This is a genomic window from Flavobacterium panacagri (genome assembly GCF_030378165.1).
Classification (GTDB): Bacteria; Bacteroidota; Bacteroidia; order Flavobacteriales; family Flavobacteriaceae; genus Flavobacterium; species Flavobacterium panacagri.
Genome location: NZ_CP119766.1, coordinates 3404108 through 3423856 on the forward strand (window position 1 = coordinate 3404108; position 19749 = coordinate 3423856).

General features: G+C 33.7%; 22 protein-coding genes. 17 read left to right on the forward strand and 5 right to left on the reverse strand.

Annotated features, from left to right (window positions below):
* Positions 1 to 24 precede the first annotated feature (24 nt).
* Positions 25 to 1131: an NADH:flavin oxidoreductase gene (locus P2W65_RS15045; RefSeq protein ID WP_289658657.1), complete on the reverse strand. Its 1107-nt coding sequence runs from the start codon at positions 1129 to 1131 to the stop codon at positions 25 to 27.
* A gap of 7 nt (positions 1132 to 1138) precedes the next feature.
* Complete coding sequence (locus tag P2W65_RS15050) at positions 1139 to 1441, reverse strand: ArsR/SmtB family transcription factor (RefSeq protein WP_091496855.1); 303 nt, start codon at positions 1439 to 1441, stop codon at positions 1139 to 1141.
* Positions 1442 to 1664: 223 nt separating this feature from the next.
* Here P2W65_RS15050 and P2W65_RS15055 point away from each other — a divergent pair, with 223 nt between their 5' ends.
* Together P2W65_RS15055 and P2W65_RS15060 are read left to right on the forward strand one after the other, a co-directional pair.
* The gene (locus tag P2W65_RS15055; RefSeq protein ID WP_289658661.1) at positions 1665 to 2153 is read left to right on the forward strand and encodes a TlpA family protein disulfide reductase; all 489 of its coding nucleotides are present in this window, start codon (positions 1665 to 1667) and stop codon (positions 2151 to 2153) included.
* Positions 2154 to 2215: 62 nt separating this feature from the next.
* Positions 2216 to 2620 (forward strand): lysozyme inhibitor LprI family protein, encoded by a 405-nt coding sequence (locus P2W65_RS15060; RefSeq protein ID WP_289658663.1) that lies wholly within the window; start codon positions 2216 to 2218, stop codon positions 2618 to 2620.
* 68 nt (positions 2621 to 2688) lie between these two features.
* Here the strand turns inward: P2W65_RS15060 and P2W65_RS15065 are convergent, their stop codons facing one another.
* On the reverse strand, positions 2689 to 3069 hold the full coding sequence (locus P2W65_RS15065) for a hypothetical protein (RefSeq protein WP_109192937.1): 381 nt from the start codon (positions 3067 to 3069) through the stop codon (positions 2689 to 2691).
* A 212-nt stretch (positions 3070 to 3281) separates the two neighbouring features.
* Here P2W65_RS15065 and galA point away from each other — a divergent pair, with 212 nt between their 5' ends.
* The 7 genes from galA (at position 3282) to P2W65_RS15100 (ending at position 12932) form a co-directional block, all read left to right on the forward strand.
* The gene (galA, locus tag P2W65_RS15070; RefSeq protein WP_289658666.1) at positions 3282 to 6098 is read left to right on the forward strand and encodes a beta-galactosidase GalA; all 2817 of its coding nucleotides are present in this window, start codon (positions 3282 to 3284) and stop codon (positions 6096 to 6098) included.
* A 254-nt stretch (positions 6099 to 6352) separates the two neighbouring features.
* Complete coding sequence (locus tag P2W65_RS15075) at positions 6353 to 7222, forward strand: helix-turn-helix domain-containing protein (RefSeq protein WP_289658668.1); 870 nt, start codon at positions 6353 to 6355, stop codon at positions 7220 to 7222.
* Positions 7223 to 7622: 400 nt separating this feature from the next.
* Positions 7623 to 8030, forward strand: coding sequence for a cupin domain-containing protein (locus tag P2W65_RS15080; protein ID WP_289658670.1), 408 nt, complete (start codon positions 7623 to 7625; stop codon positions 8028 to 8030).
* A 230-nt stretch (positions 8031 to 8260) separates the two neighbouring features.
* A complete protein-coding gene (locus tag P2W65_RS15085; RefSeq protein WP_289658672.1) occupies positions 8261 to 9313 on the forward strand; it encodes an NAD(P)-dependent alcohol dehydrogenase in 1053 nt (350 codons plus the stop codon).
* A gap of 186 nt (positions 9314 to 9499) precedes the next feature.
* On the forward strand, positions 9500 to 10483 hold the full coding sequence (locus P2W65_RS15090; RefSeq protein ID WP_289658674.1) for an aldo/keto reductase: 984 nt from the start codon (positions 9500 to 9502) through the stop codon (positions 10481 to 10483).
* 121 nt (positions 10484 to 10604) lie between these two features.
* A complete protein-coding gene (locus P2W65_RS15095; RefSeq protein WP_289658676.1) occupies positions 10605 to 11477 on the forward strand; it encodes an AraC family transcriptional regulator in 873 nt (290 codons plus the stop codon).
* 93 nt (positions 11478 to 11570) lie between these two features.
* Positions 11571 to 12932, forward strand: coding sequence for an amidohydrolase (locus P2W65_RS15100; protein ID WP_289658678.1), 1362 nt, complete (start codon positions 11571 to 11573; stop codon positions 12930 to 12932).
* Positions 12933 to 13124: 192 nt separating this feature from the next.
* Here the strand turns inward: P2W65_RS15100 and P2W65_RS15105 are convergent, their stop codons facing one another.
* Positions 13125 to 13712 carry a DUF4142 domain-containing protein gene (locus P2W65_RS15105; RefSeq protein WP_289658680.1) on the reverse strand — a complete coding sequence of 196 codons (588 nt, stop codon included), beginning with the start codon at positions 13710 to 13712 and terminating at the stop codon, positions 13125 to 13127.
* Positions 13713 to 13919: 207 nt separating this feature from the next.
* Between P2W65_RS15105 and P2W65_RS15110 the strand changes: the two genes are divergently transcribed.
* The 8 genes from P2W65_RS15110 to P2W65_RS15145 all read left to right on the forward strand — a co-directional run bounded on the left by P2W65_RS15110 (position 13920) and on the right by P2W65_RS15145 (position 19046).
* Positions 13920 to 14720, forward strand: a complete 801-nt coding sequence (locus P2W65_RS15110) for a hypothetical protein (protein ID WP_289658681.1) — start codon at positions 13920 to 13922, stop codon at positions 14718 to 14720.
* Positions 14721 to 14752: 32 nt separating this feature from the next.
* Entirely contained in the window at positions 14753 to 15625 is an 873-nt protein-coding gene (locus P2W65_RS15115; RefSeq protein ID WP_289658683.1) for an XAC2610-related protein, read from the forward strand.
* Between the two features lie 3 nt (positions 15626 to 15628).
* On the forward strand, positions 15629 to 16024 hold the full coding sequence (locus tag P2W65_RS15120; RefSeq protein WP_289658685.1) for a hypothetical protein: 396 nt from the start codon (positions 15629 to 15631) through the stop codon (positions 16022 to 16024).
* A gap of 13 nt (positions 16025 to 16037) precedes the next feature.
* Positions 16038 to 16487 (forward strand): hypothetical protein, encoded by a 450-nt coding sequence (locus P2W65_RS15125; protein ID WP_289658687.1) that lies wholly within the window; start codon positions 16038 to 16040, stop codon positions 16485 to 16487.
* Positions 16488 to 16688: 201 nt separating this feature from the next.
* Complete coding sequence (locus P2W65_RS15130) at positions 16689 to 16928, forward strand: DUF7218 family protein (RefSeq protein ID WP_179003443.1); 240 nt, start codon at positions 16689 to 16691, stop codon at positions 16926 to 16928.
* A gap of 41 nt (positions 16929 to 16969) precedes the next feature.
* Positions 16970 to 18064: a DNA topoisomerase IB gene (locus P2W65_RS15135; RefSeq protein ID WP_289658690.1), complete on the forward strand. Its 1095-nt coding sequence runs from the start codon at positions 16970 to 16972 to the stop codon at positions 18062 to 18064.
* Between the two features lie 81 nt (positions 18065 to 18145).
* Complete coding sequence (locus P2W65_RS15140) at positions 18146 to 18307, forward strand: DUF1328 domain-containing protein (RefSeq protein ID WP_091496826.1); 162 nt, start codon at positions 18146 to 18148, stop codon at positions 18305 to 18307.
* 94 nt (positions 18308 to 18401) lie between these two features.
* A complete protein-coding gene (locus tag P2W65_RS15145) occupies positions 18402 to 19046 on the forward strand; it encodes a DUF5661 family protein (protein ID WP_289658692.1) in 645 nt (214 codons plus the stop codon).
* A gap of 62 nt (positions 19047 to 19108) precedes the next feature.
* Here P2W65_RS15145 and P2W65_RS15150 read toward each other — a convergent pair whose 3' ends face one another.
* Positions 19109 to 19669, reverse strand: coding sequence for a hypothetical protein (locus P2W65_RS15150; protein WP_289658694.1), 561 nt, complete (start codon positions 19667 to 19669; stop codon positions 19109 to 19111).
* Between the last annotated feature and the right edge of the window lie 80 nt (positions 19670 to 19749).

A 19749-nucleotide genomic window follows, 5' to 3' on the forward strand; every position in this document is an offset into this window, starting at 1 on the left:
CTTAGCTACTTAGCATCTTGAAATTTATTCTAAAACCAATTGTCCTAAAGCTTCTTTGCTAAAACCTTTTAACTCATCAGTTTTCCCTGCTTTGATTTTAGCCACCCAATTCGGATCAGATAAAAGCGGTCTTCCAACGGCAACTAAATCAAAATCGCCTCTGTCGAAACGTCTGTTTAATTCTTCCAAAGAAGTCGGCTGAGAGCTTTCTCCTGCAAATGCACCGAAGAAATCACCAGAAAGTCCGACAGAACCTACCGTAATAGTTGGTGCTCCCGTTACTTTTTTAGCCCAGCCTGCAAAGTTTAAATCAGATCCTTCAAATTCTGGTTCCCAGAATCTGCGTTGAGAAGCGTGTATAATATCAACTCCAGCATCTACAAGAGGAGTAAGCCAAGCTTCTAATTCCTGTGGATTTTTAGCCAGTTTATAATTGTAATCAGAAGGTTTGAATTGAGAAAAACGCATAATAACGGCAAAATCATTTCCAACTTGCTTTCTAATTTCTTTGATTACTTCAATAGCAAAGCGATTACGTTCCGGAAGAGTTTTTCCTCCATAAATATCTTCACGTAAATTAGTTTCAGCTCTAAAGAATTGATCGATTAAATATCCGTGTGCTCCGTGAATTTCGATTGTATCAAAACCTAATCTTTTAGCATCAGCTGCAGCTTTACCAAAAGCAAGGATGGTATCTTCGATATCTTTTTCAGTCATTGCTACACCATTTCTAAAATCAGGACGATTCAATCCCGACGGACCTTCGAAAGGAACTGGCGGAACCCATCCTGAATGATGATTGTCCATAATTCCCATGTGCCAGATCTGTGGCCCCATTTGTCCACCGGCAGCGTGAACTTCATCAATTACTTTTTTCCATCCGTTTAAGGCTAAATCGCCATAAAAATGAGGAACATTAGCATCGTTAGAAGAAGAAGGTCTGTCAATTACAGTTCCTTCAGATAAAATCAAACCAACTTCGCCTTCCGCTCTTTTTTGGTAGTAAGCGGCTACTTCGTCAGTTGGAACTCCGTTTGGAGAAAAAGAGCGCGTCATTGGCGCCATTACGATTCTGTTTTTCAGGTTTAACGTTTTTAAGTTAAACGGAGAAAAAAGGTTGTTTGTACTCATAGTAATTTTACAAATTAGATTGAATTAATTTACTAAGTGCTTCAAAGGCACCTTCGTTGCGTTTATAGTAAGTCCATTGTCCCACACGTTTGGCTTCGATAAAACCAGCACGTTGTAAAATAGACAGATATTCTGAAACTGTCGATTGTGTTAAACCAGCCTTAGCCTGAATCTGACCCACACATACTCCGTGTTCAAATCCGGCATGTTCCAGCTGGCCCGGAAAGTTAATTTCCGGTTCTTTTAACCATTCCAGCATTTGTAGCCTGGACTTGTTAGATAAAGCTTTAAAAATTTCTATCGTTTCCATGGTACAAATATATCGACTTTTCCCGATATATCAATTAAGAGAAATTTATTTAGCATAATTTTATGATTGAGGAAGGATAAAATGCTGAGATGCTTTAGAATTTTAGTAAAGAAAATTTATATTTGTTTTTGTATTCTATTCTCATTTTATGTTATTTCTGAAATGACAAACAATGTGGTTATAGCAAAATTTTATTGCCCTCAAATCAAATTAAACTTAAATCATGAAAAAAACTTTACTCATTTTTACATTCTTATGCTGTGTAATAACCAATTCAAAAGCCCAGGTTGTAGGTGCTGATGTTGGAGACATTGCGCCAGAAATTGATCTTCCAGATGCAAAAGGAGAAAATATAGCACTCTCTTCTTTAAGAGGTTCTTTAGTATTAATTGATTTTTGGGCTTCTTGGTGCGGACCCTGCATTAAAGAACAGCCGTCATTGTTAAAATTACACAACGCATATCCAGATAAGTTATCAATTTATAGTGTTTCGATGGATACAAAAAAAGCTTTATGGACAGCTGCAATTGCAAAAGGAAAATTACCTTGGACAAATGTAAGTGATTTAAAATATTGGCAGTCTCCGGTTGTTGGAGATTATAGGCTTCAATCTGTTCCTTTGAATTTTCTAGTGGATAAGAATGGAATTATTTTAGCTAAAAACGTTCACGGAAAAGGCCTTGAAGATATGGTGAGAAGTATTTTAGAATAAATATTTATTGATTTACAGAATTATGTATCATTTAGGAATAACAATAATTAAATAGTAAGATTATGATTAAAAAGACGCTTTTAGTACTCTTCGCTTTGATTTCGTTTAAATCCAATTCACAGACGTTGGAAACAGTTTCAAAAATGAAATCCAATTATCAGAAATGTTTGGATAGGGGAAATAATATGAGCGGTTGTTCTATAAATTATTACAATCAATCGGACAGTTTACTAAATGTTGTTTATAAAAATCTGAAAGAGAAAATAAGTTCGAAAGAACAGTCAAAATTGAAAAAAGAACAGTTGGAATGGCTTAAAAAACGTGATTTGTATTTCGAAAAAGTTTATGCTGACACCAAGAAAGAAGGTCATTTTATTGAGGGAACTCGAGATTTTGAAATGGTCGTTTTTGATGAAAAAGCCAATTTTGTTTTCGGACGAGTAAAAGAACTGATTAAGAGAAATTAGATTTTGTAATCTCAAATTCAAAAGTTAAAATAAAAAGCCCAATTGATTTCAATTGGGCTTTTCTCTTTTTAAGACTCTTTGATTGGTTTTTTAACCCCGCCAAAACTTGTTTTCAGCATTTCTCTAATCTGAAATTGAGTTTTGTTTCCCGATGCACTTTTCCACTCTTTAAGATCAAAAATATGAATCTGATCAGCGTAAGGATTTGTTAGAAATGAAATTCTGGAAATCGCATATTTATAATATTTCAATTCATGAGATACATGTCGGTTTGGAACGACTATCAGAATATTTTCCCATTTCAGGAAATCCTTTGCAACATCACTTCTCTCTGTTAATCCTAAAGATTCAAAAAAAGCAACAATTTTTTGATCATTAAGCTCGCTAATCTTATGATCCAGGGTTTTAAATTTACTGTGGAGTCTATTTTCATTTATAATAGTACTCATAATAATTCTTGCTTTTTTTATGATTTTAAGATAAAGTTACATCAAAAGAAAATTATTCTTGAATCTTAAGCCATTAGATTCATTCTAAATTTTGAAAGCCTGTTTACAAGCATTAATATGAATGAGTTATCAGCTTTTGATAAAATACTATTAATGCGTTTATGCTAAAAACCTTATTTTTATCGCTATTTGATTTACTAACAACCACCTTTATGAAAACCACTTTTGTTTCAAAATCTTTGCTTTCTTTTTTTCTGTTATTCTCTTTCTGGGTTTCGGCTCAAAAATCGGATAGAGAACTAATTTTAATTGATAAAGACTGGCGATTTTCGTTTGGACATTTATATGATACACAAAAAGATTTTGGACATGCTACAGGCTATTTTTCATACTTAACTAAAACAGGTTTTGGAGACGGGCCTGCAGCAAAAGATTTTGACGATCGTGCTTGGAGAAAACTTAGTCTTCCTCACGATTGGGCAGTTGAACAGCCTTTTAGCGAAAGCGGCAGTTTCAGCCACGGATTTAAAGCAGCAGGTAAAAATTATCCTGAAAAAAGCATTGGCTGGTACAGAAAGAAAATCACTATTCCAGAAAGTGATTTGGGTAAAATTATATCCATCAAATTTGACGGTGTTTTTAGAAATTCGAAAGTATTTTTTAACGGATTTTATCTTGGAACAGAACAAAGTGGTTACAACGGTTTTGAATACGATGTAACGGCTTATGTGAATTATGGTGGAGAAAACACTATTGTTGTGCGCGCCGATGCATCTATGGAAGAAGGCTGGTTTTATGAAGGAGCAGGGATTTACAGACATGTGTATTTACAGAAAACAAATCCAGTTCATATTAAGGCAAATGGAACTTATGTGACTTCAGAGTTTAAAAATAACGATGCTGATGTTATTGTAGCTGTTTCAATAGAAAATAAAGGAAATTATAAAGGTTCGATTGAAATTGTTCAGACTATTTTTGATAATGAAAAGAAACAGATTGCAGCTTTTTCAGAAAGTCTTTTAGCGCCGGAGTTTTATAAAACAATTACACATCATTCAAAATTCTATGTTGAGAATCCTAAATTATGGGATATTGATTCGCCGAATTTATATCGTTTAGTAACTCAAATCAAGCAAAATGAAAAACTAATTGATAGTTATGAAACTACTTTTGGAATTAGAACTATTGCATTTGATCCTGAAAATGGTTTTTTTATTAATGGAAAATCTCTCAAATTAAAAGGAACCAACAATCATCAGGATCATGCAGGAATTGGTACGGCGTTGCCAGATGAAATTCAGTATTATAGAATTAAAAAGCTCAAAGAAATGGGTTCAAATGCGTATCGTTGTTCGCATCATCCGCCGACTCCTGAGCTATTAAAAGCTTGTGATGAATTAGGAATGCTGGTGATTGATGAAACTCGTTTAATGGGAATTAACGATTATCATTTAAATGATTTACAGCGAATGATGGAACGTGACCGAAATCATCCCAGTATTTTCTGCTGGTCGGTTGGAAATGAAGAATGGAATATTGAAGGAGGTATTGTAGGTGAAAGAGTCACTAATGTAATGCAGAATTTTGCCAAAAGTATCGATCCGACAAGACCAGTAACAGTTGGAATTAGCAGTGGATTTAAAAGTGGGATTTCGTCTGTAGTTGAAATTATGGGTTATAATTATCTTGGAAACGGAGATATTGATGCACATAGAAATCAGTTTAAAAATCAGCCCGGACTGGGAACGGAGGAAGGTTCTACGTTTGCAACCCGAGGAATTTATTTTACAGATGATACTAAACATTACCAAAGTGCCTATGACAAAAAGCCAAGACCGACTTTTTATAGTATAGAAGAAGGCTGGAAATTTTATGCGGAAAGACCATATTTAGCAGGGATGTTTATCTGGACAGGTTTTGATTATCGAGGAGAACCAACACCTTACGGCTGGCCATCAGTAACTTCCTATTTCGGAATGATGGATGTCTGTGGCTTTCCGAAAGACAATGTTTTCTATCTGAAATCTTGGTGGGGAAAGGAACCTGTTTTACACCTATTACCGCATTGGAACTGGAGTGGAATGGAAGGCGCAGCAATTGATGTCTGGGCTTATTCAAATTGCGATGAAGTAGAACTTTTTCTAAACAAGAAAAGCTTAGGCAAAAAGAAAATGGAGCAAAATGGACATTTAGAATGGAAAGTAAATTACACACCGGGAACTTTGGAAGCAGTAGGGTATAAAAATGGTAAAAAAGTACTGACTGAAATTCAGAAAACTACAGGAAAGGCCGAAAATATCAAGTTGTCATTAGATAAAGAAAATGTTGCAAAAGGAAATGTTTCTGTAGTTACGGTTGAAGTTACAGATAAAAATGGCTTGCCTGTTCCCACAGCAAATGATGAAATTGAATTTTCAATAAAAGGCGGTAAAATTTTAGGCGTAGGAAATGGCGATCCAACTTCATTAGAAAACGATCAGTTTATAGATGACCTAGCTTTGGTTGCTATAACTAACTTTCAGGAACAAAAAGGAACAACTGCTGTTTTGCCTCAGCAATTATCAAATTATCCAGAAAAAGATTGGATAACTGCTTTTAAAGACCGTGATTATAAAAAACAAGCACCGAGTTATATTTATAAAGGAGAATTTGAATTGAAAAGCAATTCGGCTAAAAATGCAGTGAATTTCTTCTACAAAAAAATAGGAGTAGAAACAGTTGTTTTTGTAAACGGAAATAAAGTTGAACCAAGTAAAGAAGATGCTCAAAAATATACTTTTAATACAGCGATTTTAAAAGAAGGAAAAAATACTATTTATATCGCAGTAACACCTTTGCAAAAAGTAAAAGACTGGGATGTAATGAATACTGATCCGGGAATTATTCAGGTCATAACACCAGCAGAATCTTGGAAAAGAAAACTTTTTAACGGTTATGCACAAATCATTATCCAAAAAGAAGATAATGCCAAAGAAGTTATTTTATCCGCTTCCGCGAAAGGATTAAGAACCGGAAGCTTGAAGAATTAATTTTTAACCGCAAGGAGCGCTAAGATTTACGCAAGGTTCGCAAGTTTTTTTTATAGAAGAAAATGATCTCGCAAAGTCGCTAAGACGCAAAGAAATTGGAAAACTCTGCGTCTTAGCGACTTTGCGAGATTCTATTGTTCTTTTTTTGCGTGCTTTGCGTAAATCTTAGCGCTCCTTGCGGTTAAACCTGAAACTTAAAACCTGAAACAAAAATAAACCAAAATAATATTGTTTGATTTTCATAACTTTGCAAAATGAATAATCAGACAGAAACTCAGAATTGCGATTTTACTTCAGATTTAAAAATGAAGGGATTTAAAGTGTATCCTATAAATGGGGATTTTAGTAAAGTTCCAGTTTACAGTCGAAGAGACTTTTATAAAATCTGTATCAACACTAGTAAAAGCCTTATACAATACGCTGACCGTGGTATCGAGACCGACGGAAGCATTTTGTTTTTTGGTAATCCGATTATTCCTTATTCTTGGGAAACGCTTTCAGAGAATTATGAAGGTTATGCCTGTGTCTTTACAGAAGAATTTCTGAAAGCAAAAGACCGTTCTGAAACTTTGCAGGAATCACCTTTATTTAAAATAGGAGGTACGCCAATTTTTTCTTTAAATGCTGAACAAAAGGTTTTTATAGATTCATTATTCCAGAAAATGATTCAGGAATATGAAACCGATTATGTTTTTAAAGACGATTTGATGCGCAGTTATGTCAACTTGATTATTCATGAATCAATGAAGATGCAGCCTTCGGAGAATTTCTTCAAACATAAAAATGCCTCTTCTAGGATTACATCTCTATTCCTAGAATTGTTAGAAAGACAATTTCCGATAGAAACCAAAAATGAGCCATTAACATTAAAGACACCGCAGGATTATGCGCAAAGTCTAGCGGTTCATGTCAATCATTTGAACCGTTCTGTAAAAGAAATTACCGGAAGACCAACAACGGCTCACATTACAGACCGAATTATTAACGAAGCCAAAGCATTATTACAGCATACCGATTGGAGTATTTCTGACATTGGTTATTCTCTAGGATTTGAATATCCGAGTTATTTTAATAATTATTTTAAAAGGCTTACAGGAACGGTTCCAAAATCACTTCGTATGTAAATTGTTTCAATTTCATAATTTTTTGTTTGAATATTGTTATTTTTCAGAAGCATTGTTAGCCTAATTTTGCCTCTGAAATTACAGTATTAATCATTTATCAGCTTTTAACGGACTAAATAACTACTTCATAAAGCGTCTTCTAGCTTTCTCCAATTTAGTTTCCCGATTCTGATAATTCCTAAAACCGAAAAAAATTATGAAAAACTCTGAAATGAATTAACAACTCTATTTTCTAAAGCGAGATTCAGCTTTTAGAATATTTTACACCAGCTGGAAGGGAAATTAACCAAACAGTGAATTTATACATTATACAAAAAAGAATAACGGGTTATTCTTAACGTTTTGGTAATGAATAATATATAGTTTAAAATAAAATCAAACTCAAAAAATAAGTAAATTTATGTCAACAAATTATTCAGCCGTTATCGAAGAAGGAAAAGTCCCGAACACCTATATGACGGGTGACGTTTCCTATAAAAAACAAACCAGTGATATTCACCCAGAAAACACTGTTGTAAAGGAAGTGACTTTCGAGCCTTGTGCAAGAAGTAATTGGCATAGTAATGCAGGCTTGCATATGCTGATTACGAAAGAAGGAAGTGGTTATTACCAAGAGAGAGGAAGTGCAGTGAGAATGCTTAAAAAAGATGAAGTTGTAACTATTTTACCAGGTGTAGAGCACTGGTACGGTGCCACTCCGTTTGATAAATTCTCTTATGTAGCTATTATTACAGAAGTGGATAAAGGACACGGTGTCTGGATGGAAGCTGTAACTGATGGAGAGTATTTTCTCTTAAGTAGTTTCTAGTAAAGTTGCTATCCCTATAGCTATCGGGACTAAGATACTGAGATTCTAAGTTTTTTTGCTTGATGCATAAATCTCGCAAAGTCGCGAAGTCGCAGAGTTTTATTTTCTTGCGTGCTTTGCGTAAACTTTTGCTCCCGATAGCTATCGGGATTGCGGTTAAACCTGAAACCTGAAACCTGAAACCTGAAACTTGAAACTTGAAACAAAAAACTAAACAAATTATAAAAAAAATGGAAACAAAAAGCATTAAAGCCTTTGGTACAGAAGCAGCCGAAGCACCATTACAAACCTTAGATATTAAAAGAAGAGCAGTACAGGCACATGATGTTGAAATCGAAATTTTATACTGCGGAATCTGTCACTCAGACTTACATACAGCTAGAAACGAATGGCATGGAACAATTTATCCAATCGTTCCCGGACACGAAATTGTGGGTCGTATTACAAAAGTAGGAGAACATGTAAAAGGTTTCAAAGTTGGCGATCTGGCAGGAGTAGGTTGTATGGTAGATTCTTGCAGAGAATGCGAACATTGTAAAAATGATCAGGAACAGTTCTGCGATGAAGGAAATATTCAGACATTCAATTCTCCGGATAAACATTTAGGAGGACAAACTTACGGAGGTTATTCTCAAAGTATTACGGTTGATGAAAGCTTCGTTCTGCACATTTCAGATAAATTAAATCTTGCTGCTGTAGCGCCATTATTATGTGCCGGAATCACCACTTATTCGCCATTAAAACACTGGAAAGTTGGCCCTGGTCAAAAAGTAGGAATCGTTGGAATTGGAGGTCTTGGACACATGGGAATCAAAATAGCAAAAGCTATGGGAGCTCATGTAGTGGTTTTTACAACTTCATTATCTAAAACTGATGATGCAAAACGTCTTGGAGCAGATGAGGTTGTATTGTCTACAGACGAAACGCAAATGGCACAACATGCCAGAAGTTTAAACTTTATTTTAGACTGCGTTTCTGCGGAACACAATATCGATTCTTATTTAAATTTACTAAAAGTTGACGGTACGCTTACTTTGGTTGGTGCACCAATGGATCCGCTTCCTGTAACCTCTTTCAGTTTGATTTTAGGAAGAAGAAGTTTCTCGGGCTCGCTAATTGGAGGAATTAAAGAAACTCAGGAAATGCTTGATTTCTGTGCAGAACACAACATTACTTCAGATGTTGAAGTAATTGGTGTTAATGATGTAAACGACGCCTATGAAAGATTATTAAAAGGTGATGTCAAATACCGTTTTGTAATTGATATGGAGTCTTTGAAATAGGTTCAAAGTGACAAAGTAACAAAGGTTCAGAGGTTTTTCTTTAAGAAATCTTTGAGCTTTTGTCAAACTAATTCAAAAGAATTTAAAACTAGGTTTAAAGTGACAGGGATTTAAACTTGCAGAGGTTTTTGCTAAGAAACCTTTGTCTCTCTGTCCCTTTGAATCTTTGTAACTAAAAAAGAAAAAATGCAAACACGTAAACTAGGAAATAGTGGCTTGGAAGTCTCTGCTTTGGGACTGGGCTGTATGGGAATGAGTTTTGGATATGGTCCTGCTCATGACAAAAAAGAGATGATCAGTCTTTTGCGTTCTGCTTATGAAAAAGGAATTACTTTTTTTGATACTGCCGAATGTTATGGACCATTTCTTAATGAAGAATTGCTTGGAGAAGCTTTAGCTCCTTTTCGCGATAAAATTGTAATTGCAACTAAATTCGGTTTTTTGGAAGGAGATTCTAAAAAAGGGTTAGACAGCCGTCCAGAATGGATTAGAAAAAGTATAGAAGGTTCATTAAAAAGATTGAACACTGATGTAATTGATTTGTATTATCAGCATCGTGTAGATCCAAATGTTCCAATCGAAGAGGTTGCAGGAACTATAAAAGATTTAATTCAGGAAGGAAAAGTGAAACATTTTGGACTTTCGGAAGCTGGAGCTGAAAGTATTCGTCGCGCGCACGCTGTCCAGTCTGTTACAGCCTTACAGAGCGAATATTCGCTTTGGTGGAGAACACCGGAAGAAGAAATTTTCCCAACCTTAGAAGAGCTTGGAATTGGATTTGTGCCTTTCAGTCCATTAGGAAGAGGTTTTTTAACTGCAAAAATTGATGAAAATACGGAATTTGACAGTTCAGATTTTAGAAATACACTGCCTCGTTTTGCTCCTGAAGCCAGAAAGGCAAATCAAACTATTGTTGACTTAATTACCAAAATAGCTTTTGAAAAAGGAGTAACAAATGCACAAATTGCCCTTGCTTGGATTTTAGCTCAAAAACCTTGGATTGCACCAATTCCAGGAACAACTAAATTGCATAGATTAGAAGAAAACCTTGGTGCAGCTACTATAGAGCTTTCAGCAAAAGATGTTGCAGAATTAACAGAAGCAGCTTCAAAAATTACAATCGAAGGCTCGAGATACCCACAGCATTTGCAAAATACAGTGGGGAGATAAGATTCTGAGATGCTGAGTTACTAAGGTTCTAGGCTTCGAGATACTAAGTTTCTGAGTAAAACTTAGTATCTTAGCATCTTAGTAACGCAGCATCTTTTTTAAAAATCAAAAGTAAAGTTTTTTGAATAAAGAATCGATTCCTATATTATCTGTTGGAAATATACTTGGAGAAGAAACTTTGGGTATCACTTTATTTCGTCATAGTGTAAAGGGACGAAATACATTTGAACAACCTCATAAGCATGATTTTTATTTGGTTTTCTTTGTCGAAAAAGGATCTGGAATTCATAATGTAGATTTTACTCAATATGAAGTTGCAAATCATCAAGTTTATTTTGTTCGCCCTGGACAAGTTCATAATTGGCTTCTAAATGTCGATACGGTTGGTTTTCAACTCATGCTTTCACCTGAAATAATTACGGTTTTCTCGAATCTAATGCAATTTTCTTTTTTTGAACAAAGTGTTCCATGTTGTCTTTCGTTAAACCAAAGTAAATTTCAAGAATTTGAAAATCATCTTCATGAAATAGAAAAAACGGTTTCTGAAAATGATTTGATTACAAAAGAAATTACTTTGCTTCGTTTGCATTTATTACTGAAACTACTTCAGAAGGAATATTTGCTTGAATTTCCAGAGCATGATTCGTCTTCTAAGCCAGAAAAAATAATTAAAAACTTTAACGCCTTAATCGATCTTTATTTTAACAAAGAGTCTTCTGTGAATTTTTATGCAGAAAAGTTGAACATAACGCCAAATTATCTCAATATGCTTTCGCAGAGATACTTAAAAACACCAGCAGGAGATGTAATAAAATATAGAACGATACTTGAAGCCAAAAGACTTCTAACTAGTACCGACTTATCGATAAAGGAAATTGCTTATCAGCTGGGCTTCAATGACAATACCTATTTTAGTAAAGTTTTTAAAAAGTACACTGGAAAAACACCAGGCGATTTTAAAGAAAGTTATAAATTTTACCATCCTTATCCGTAATATTACCGTTCTATTTTCGGTTTGTAAACGATTTTTGCAAGACATGATCTTCAATATAAATTTGAAGCAGTATTGAAAATGTAAAATTTAGTTATGGAAGAAAATCTGATAAGCAGAAAGAAATTTTTAGGATTAGGCGCAGCTGCAACTGGCGCAGCATTGTTTTCTGGAATTGGAGCAAATGCAGCTTCGAAAGTTTTGCCTTTTACGGAAGATAACAAAACTTCAGGAGAATACATTTTAAGCAATGTACGATTGGAGGACGGTTTTGAATACAACGAAAAAAATGAAGTTGTGGCAACAAAAACGTCTCTATACAGTCTGCATATTGCCAATGGAAAAATCAAAAATATAACTTCGGGTAAGGCAACTTTAAAGCTAAAAACTATTGATGCAAAAGGACTTTTGATGCTCCCAGGTTTGAGAGATATGCACATTCATATTGATAAAACGTATTATGGAGGGACTTGGAATGCAGCACCTAGAAAAGGCTATACGGTAAAAGACATGATTACGCTGGAGCAAAAAATCATTCCACAATTATTAACCGATTCGCAGCGTAAAGCAGAAGAAGCCATTCAATTGATGAAGAGTAAAGGCAGTTATTTTGCGAGATGCCAGTGTAATATCGATCCAGTTAGCGGATTGAAAAGTTTGGAACATCTTTTAGCCGCATTAGAAAATAACAAAGATAGTTTTGGATGGGAAATTGTTGCTTTTCCGCAGCATGGAATTTTATATTCTCAGTCAGAACCTTTATTACGAGAAGCAGCCAAAATGGGAGTTGATTTTATTGGAGGGCTCGATCCAACAAGTGTTGATGGGAATATGGAAAAGTCACTGGATACGATGTTTCAGATTGCACTGGATAATAAAAAAGGGATTGATATCCATTTGCATGAATCGCCGCCATCTGGTAAAGCAGCAATTGAATACATTATAAAAAAGACAGAAGAAAATAAGGAACTACAAGGAAAAACTTATATCAGCCACGGTTTTGCATTGGCCCGAATGGAACCAAAAGATATGGAGAAAATTGCCGAACAGATGGGGAATTTAGGAATTAGCGTAATTTCAACCATTCCGATGGGAAGAACCATTATGCCTATTCCGACCCTGAAAAAATATGGTGTAAAGCTTATGACAGGAACAGACAGTATTGTCGATCACTGGCAGCCATTTGGAACCTGCGATATGCTAGAAAAAGCAAAATTATGCGCACAGCTTTATGGATGGACAGATGAGTTTGGTTTAAGCCGTGCCTTACATATTGCCACAAAAGATGAAATTTTACCGCTTAATGATGCAGGAACACGTACCTGGCCAATAGAAGGAAACGATGCCGATTTTATTTTGGTAAAAGCAAGCTGTTCTGCTGAAGCGGTTGCCCGACTTCCAAAAAGAGAAGGCGTATTCTTTAAAGGAAAAATGATCGGAGGAGAATTAAAGATCTAAATTTCTGAAAATCTTAGCTGCTAAGTCTCTAAGAAAAACTTAGCACCTTTGCATCTAAAAAACAAACCCCTTAAGCAATTCAACTCTTAAGGGGTTTTTTAACAAAGATCTGAGGGGTTTAGAACTAAATTGTGAAAAAAATCTACTCAGAATCTTTGCTGTTCAAATAAATAATAACCAATTAAATTTATTTTACTTTTTGTCTAGGTTTTGCTTTAGCAATTTAGCATGTTCTAAATGTGCTGTTAAACCCGCAATACTGTTAGATGCCCACGTTTTAACATCTTCGTCTACCGCATTTTTTGAGGCATCTTGAAGTTTATTAATTGCTTTTTCGTGACCATCGATCATCATATCTGCAAATTTTTTATCAAAATCTACACCTGATTTTTCGTTTAGCTTTTTATATTCTTCCTGACCTTCTTCTGTTAGAGAAGTTGGTAAAGTAAAGTTTTTTGCTTTTGCTAAAGCGCTTACCTCTGAAGCTGATTTAGTATGCTCATCAACAAGCATTTTACCAAATTTTTTCACTTCTGGATTGGTACTTTTACTTTGTGCCAGTTTTCCTATTTCGATTTCAGCTAAATTAATTTCTGCCTGATCTACTAAAAATTCAGAATCATCTTCTTTGCTGTCAATTGAATCAAATTTAGCCTCGTTTGCATCTTCTGCCACTTCTTTTGGATCTTCTTGTTTGGTTTCGTTTTTACAAGATTGAAGAAATAAAATAATTAATCCTGCTCCTAAAATTGCTTTTCCGGCTAATAATAACTTTTTCATGATTGTATGGTTTAAATGTTATGGTGTAAAATTATTCTATAAATTTGAGGAATGTCTTACAAGATTTTTTGAGATCGTTATATGATTTGAATTAAAAATAGCTAGCATACGGTTTCACGTAAAGAAAATACATTATAAATAATAATCTTTGCTTGTAACCAAAATAGAGTAAAACTAAAAGTAACTAAACCAATACAAATCAGCATTATGGGAAATGAAAAAGAGAGTCAAGGCAAACAAATTTTATTAGGAATTTTTATTACTGGATTAGGAGTGTATTCCTATAGATTGTTTGGTAAATTAATGACCAATGATAATAGCGCTATGTCAGTGGCTTGTGAGCTGTTTGGGAAATATTTATTGTCTGCTTTTCTATTTGTAATTGGAATTAAAACGCTTTATGCGGGTATCAAAGGCACTATAAATCAAGAAGAAGAGGATGAGCAATTTGAGCAAATAGAGCCAACAACAAATCAAGAGTTGTTAAATTACAAACCAGAAAACAATGAACCTCAAAATATTAAAGTAGATATTAGAAACGAAGAGTTTGGGGTAAAAAAGACGCTTAATTACAGAGAAGATTTTATAGGCAATAAAATTAGAATGGAAAGTAATACTTATACAGAATATACTAATTATGTTTCGGATGTAAAAAATAAACAATTGTATTTCGAAACTTTAATTTATCTCATGAGATTCATAGAAAAACAGGACAAAAGTGTAGCTATTTCAACTAATAAGTTTTATCAATTAGCATTAGAAAATGTAGATGAAATTGAAAATTTAGATATAATTGAATTAGAAAAAAGAATACTTGAAAATGCACAAAAATGCGAAATAGAATTTAATGATGTTGAAATAGGTTCTTTGCTTAGAAATAGCATAAATATTCTGAAAGGGAAATTTGTTATTAGTCCTGCTGTAACAAATTTATATTTTAAATTATTTGACGTAATGAAAATTCAGGCATTGAATAAAGAGGTTTACTTTTATAGTTTATTAGGTTAAAATACTATTATTGTGGTTATATATAAAGCTTCATGAAACAAAAAATTACTTTACTATTTCTTCTAACAACAACTTTGCTTTCAGCTCAAATATCCTATTCTGGATTTATTGATAAATATCCAATAGAGTTTGTCACCTATGTTTATTCAGATGGAGTAGGCTCTGGAATTTACGCCTACACTAATTTTGATACTCCAATTGCTTTAGATGCTAAACTAAAGGGCAAAACTTTGGTTTTTACAGAAAAAGACAAAAACGATAAAGCTACTGCTAGTCTGACATTTCAAAATTATAATGCAAAAAGTAGTCAGTTAAATGGAATTTGGAAAGATTTAAATTCAGGTAAAGAACTTACAATAAGACTGATTAAGGATTTTGATGTCGAGCTGGCATATGATATGGAAGAGAAAGAAAGGGAAATTCTGCAGCGGGTTTCTTTTAAGGATAAGTATTTTAAATTAGTACTTTCTAAACAAAAAGAGGATTACGAACCGAAAGTGAAAGGAGTGAAGATTTATGAAAAGAAAACAGATAAGCTAATTCAGAAATTCGATGTAGAATGCCAGCTTTTAGGAATAGGAAACATTAGTATTGATGATTACAATTTTGATGGAATTGAAGATTTTTCTGTTTATGAAGGAGGCTCCGCTGGCCCAAATACTTCGAGTTTGTATTTTTTGTACAATCCCAAAACAGGAAAATATTTTGAAAGTAGTTTCAGCGGTTCTTCATTAGAGTTTGATAGTAAAAATAAAAAAATCTACGAACATAACCAATGTTGTGCAGGAACTAGTGTTACTGAAGCTGAGTATAAAGTAGTCAACAATAAAATGGTGCTTCTAAAAAGAAATTGTTTCAAGTTAGATACAAAACTGGGTAAATTAAAAAAAGTTAAATGTGATTAATTTATGACGAAGAGTGCTAAGATTTTTTTCGGAATTTTCTTTTTTGGAGTTTTTTGCTTTTATATTAATTTTTTCTCTCCATTTGTTATGCCTTGGTATAGAGAAGAAGCTATCGAAGCGACTTTAAGTTGGGGAGAGTTGCAAAAACTTCCCAAAGATGCCGATATTACACATTTGGAAAAGAGAGGAAGTATGTTTACCAGACAGTTTATAATTGAATTTACTTGTTCTGATTCACAGATAAAAAAATGGATGCAGGAAAGTAAAGGATTTAAAAACAGTAAAATAAAAGTAAAAGACGGAACAATTATTTATGAAATTCATCCTAAAAAAGGGGCTTATGGCGGAAGAGTCAAGATTAATGGAAATAGAGTTGTAATTGATATGATTTGGAGTTAGTTATAAGGTATTTATGGAAATTAGATCGAAATTTAGAAAACTATTTTGGGTAAGAATTGGAATCGGTTTTTTACTTTTTATTTTTACATTATATCTATGCTTAAATAGTATTTCACAATATTCGCAACTTAGTAAAAACCCTGTTTTTATTATATCGTCTGTGTTTTTGGTCTTGTTCTTTTTTGCAGCATTGGATTTAATTAATGTTTTCAAACTAATCGTTACAAATCAGGAAATTGAAAAAATATTTTTCATATCTGGACGTAAAGAAAAAATCCCTTTCACATCTATTATTGGTTTGAAAAATAAAAAAATAAGGATGCAAACTAAATCAGGTCATCTTACAGATGGTTATACTTTGACTATTTTGGAATTAGATGACAATAGTACCATGATAATTTCACCTGATAATTTTTCCAATTATAAAGAGATTATGTCAGCTATTAGAAGCAAACTGGAATAATATCATAATTTGATTTTTATAGCTTTTACAAAAAGAATCCCGCCATTACAATGAGTGGGATTTTTTTATATCCAGCCTTTCACAATTCCCATCCCACAAATATGAAATTTCCAACAAAAATTCTGTAACGAAATTCTTTCGCTTATGGGGGAACTTTGTATTATAAGATTTTAAAAATACAAACCATTAAAATTTAAAGTCATGCCAGATCCAAGAATTAAAAACGAAGAGCAATATAGAGCACTTGTTAAAAAGGGATATAGCAAAGAAAAATCAGCTCGTATTGCCAACACTCCCGATGCAGGAGTAAAGGGTGGAAAAGCGAAACCTTATGAGGAATGGACAAAAGAAGAGCTTCAGAAGCAAGCATCAAGAGTCGGAATCAAAGGAAGATCGTACATGAACAAAAAAGGACTTATTGAGTCTCTTAGAAATAATTAAAATTCAATTCATTTTATCGATGTGATAAAAATATAAATACCATGAACGCAGCCAGAAAAGAATTATTAATGAATCAGCTGATAAAAGCGCCACATCTCGTGATCGAAAAACTGGATTTGGAGTATGTAAATGATAATCAGCTGACCATTGTACGCTGTCGTGAAGGTGAGGATTTCGTCTATAAAAAAAATGGGAGAAATGTAAAATCAAAATCAGAATTAAAACGAATAAATAGTTTGGTTTTACCACCTGCATGGGAAAATGTAAGAATAGCAGATTGCACAAATGGACACTTACAGGCGGTTGGCGTAGACGACAAAAAAAGAAAACAATATCGTTATCATCCAAAATGGAACCTGATTCGAAACCAGACTAAGTTTTACAAAATAGCCGAATTTGGAGCTAAACTTCCGTCAATTAGAAAGCAAGTTGATATTGATTTAGGAAAGAAAGAATGGTCTAAAGAGAAAGTTACGGCTTTGGTGATTCGATTAATGGAAGAAACGCATATTAGAATTGGAAACGAAAAATACGCCAAAGACAACAAATCGTATGGACTTTCTACTTTAAGAAAGCGTCATATCAATATAAATAAAAATTCGCTTCGGTTTGAGTTTATTGGCAAAAAAGGAAAACTTCATACCATTACAACAAGAAACAAGCAATTGATAAAATTAGTCAGTCGTTGTGAAGAAATTCCAGGTTGGGAAGTTTTTAAATATTATGATAAAAACGGAGAAAAGAAAGTGTTGGACAGTCATATGGTAAATGAATACCTGCACAACATTTCAGGTGAATATTTTAGTGCAAAGGATTTTAGAACATGGGCGGCATCAATTATTTTTTTTGAAAGTTTGATGGAAATGGGTATTACGTCCGATGAAAAAGAAATCAAACAAAACATTTTGACAGCCTTTGATTTAACCGCTGAAGCACTAGGAAACACAAGAAAAGTATGTAAAGATTATTACGTTCATCCGCTTTTAATATCAACATACGAAGACGGAACTATTCAGAAGTATTTTGATAAAGCGAAAAAAAGCCGAAGCACAAAAAAATATTTTACTAAAACAGAAACCGCTTTTTCTGAATTGATCCAGAATTATCAAATCGATTTAGAATCACCGTGTCAATAAAAAAATAGAGTTACTGCATCTCTTTAAAAGCTTTGAATTTGAAATACAAACAAAATCAGTATTAACTAAAAAACTATTATTATGTTACGTTGGACAGTCATTTTTATTATTCTAGCCATAGTGGCGGGAATATTTGGTTTTGGCGGAATTGCCGCTGGAGCTGCTAGTATTGCTAAAATTTTATTCTTCATATTTTTAGTATTATTTATTATTTCTTTAATCTCAGGAAGATCGAAAGTCTAAGAAGAATATCAGTAAAATAAAGAACAAACTACAACGACACATTTATTTCGATAATGTGTCGTTTGTGGTTTCAATAAAGAAAAAAATATCAATCATGGGAACAAAAAGCGGTGCTTATCAGGATGTTTATATTAAAAGGGATGATGAGATGGTAAGCCTAAAAAATGATGTAACAGATTTTTGTGAAAAATACATTAAACCTGTTCATCCTAAAAATTGGGATTGGTCGGTTCGCGACTTTGATAATCCTAAAAACGATCCTACAATTGCCGAAGCCAGAGCAATTGCAAACGTAGTTTTTAAAGATTTAAATAGTAAAAAGACAGATGTTGATCTTTCGACGATGAATAATGTACATGCGATTAAAGCCTATTTAGATCCGAAAAGCAAACACGAAGCTTTTAATATGGAAGAATTTGCTTTTGCATTAAAAGTAGAATTGGAACACGGCAAAGTAAAAGATGTGAATGTGACCAATAATCATCCTTTTTTAACAGCGATGATTGCACTTGCCCACATGACCGAAAGTTTGACTTATTATAAAAGATTAAAAGTGATGGAAGCTGAGGGCGAAATCTATGAGATTATCCGAAAGTTGGAGACTTCTCCAAAAGGAAAGGAACAATGGTATATAGAATTAGGCAAAGCAGAACAGGAACTTGATGAAGCGAGAGCAGGTCTGGCAGAACGCCTGTCGCGAATGGACGATATCCCAGTATTAAAAATTATTGGTGATTAATTGAATTTTAAACTCAATAAAAAGCCGTTAAGAATTGAACTTAACGGCTTTTTTGGTTTCAATTAATAAAACCTTCTTTGGTCTTCTTTTGTAAATTTATTTCTTTTCTTTTGACGCTGGACATCGTCTTCGACATAATTGTTGTTTTCGTAGTCATCATCATCGTCGATATCTTCTAAAACATCTTCGGTTTCATTGAAGTCATTTTCGAATGTATCAGCAGGATTGTCAAATTCGTCGTTTTCAACTTCATCATCTAAATCCTCTTCAATGTATTCCTCTTCGTCATCAAACTCATCGTCAAATTCTTCTCCTTCTTCCAAAACCACTTCATAGACATCGTCATCGGTATCTTCTAAATCTCTGTCATTATGAAAATCGTCATTTAAATCATCCAAATCATCATCATCATAACCATTAAGTTTTTCATCAGGATTTGGTTTATTCGGATTATGGCCGTCTCGAACCGTATATCCTCGCTCTGCATCTTCAGCATTACTACTTTGGGTTCTTTCCGTATTTAAGTCATAAAGTTCCTCATTCATTACAGTGTTTCTGTCTGTAGTATTTGGATTTCCTGGATCTTTAGGAAAGGTGCTGTTTCTTTTATCTGTAGTATCCATGATATTCAATTTTAGTAATTTATATGTTCAAATTTAATACTGAATAATTTAGGAACCCTTATACGATTGTCTTGGTTAAT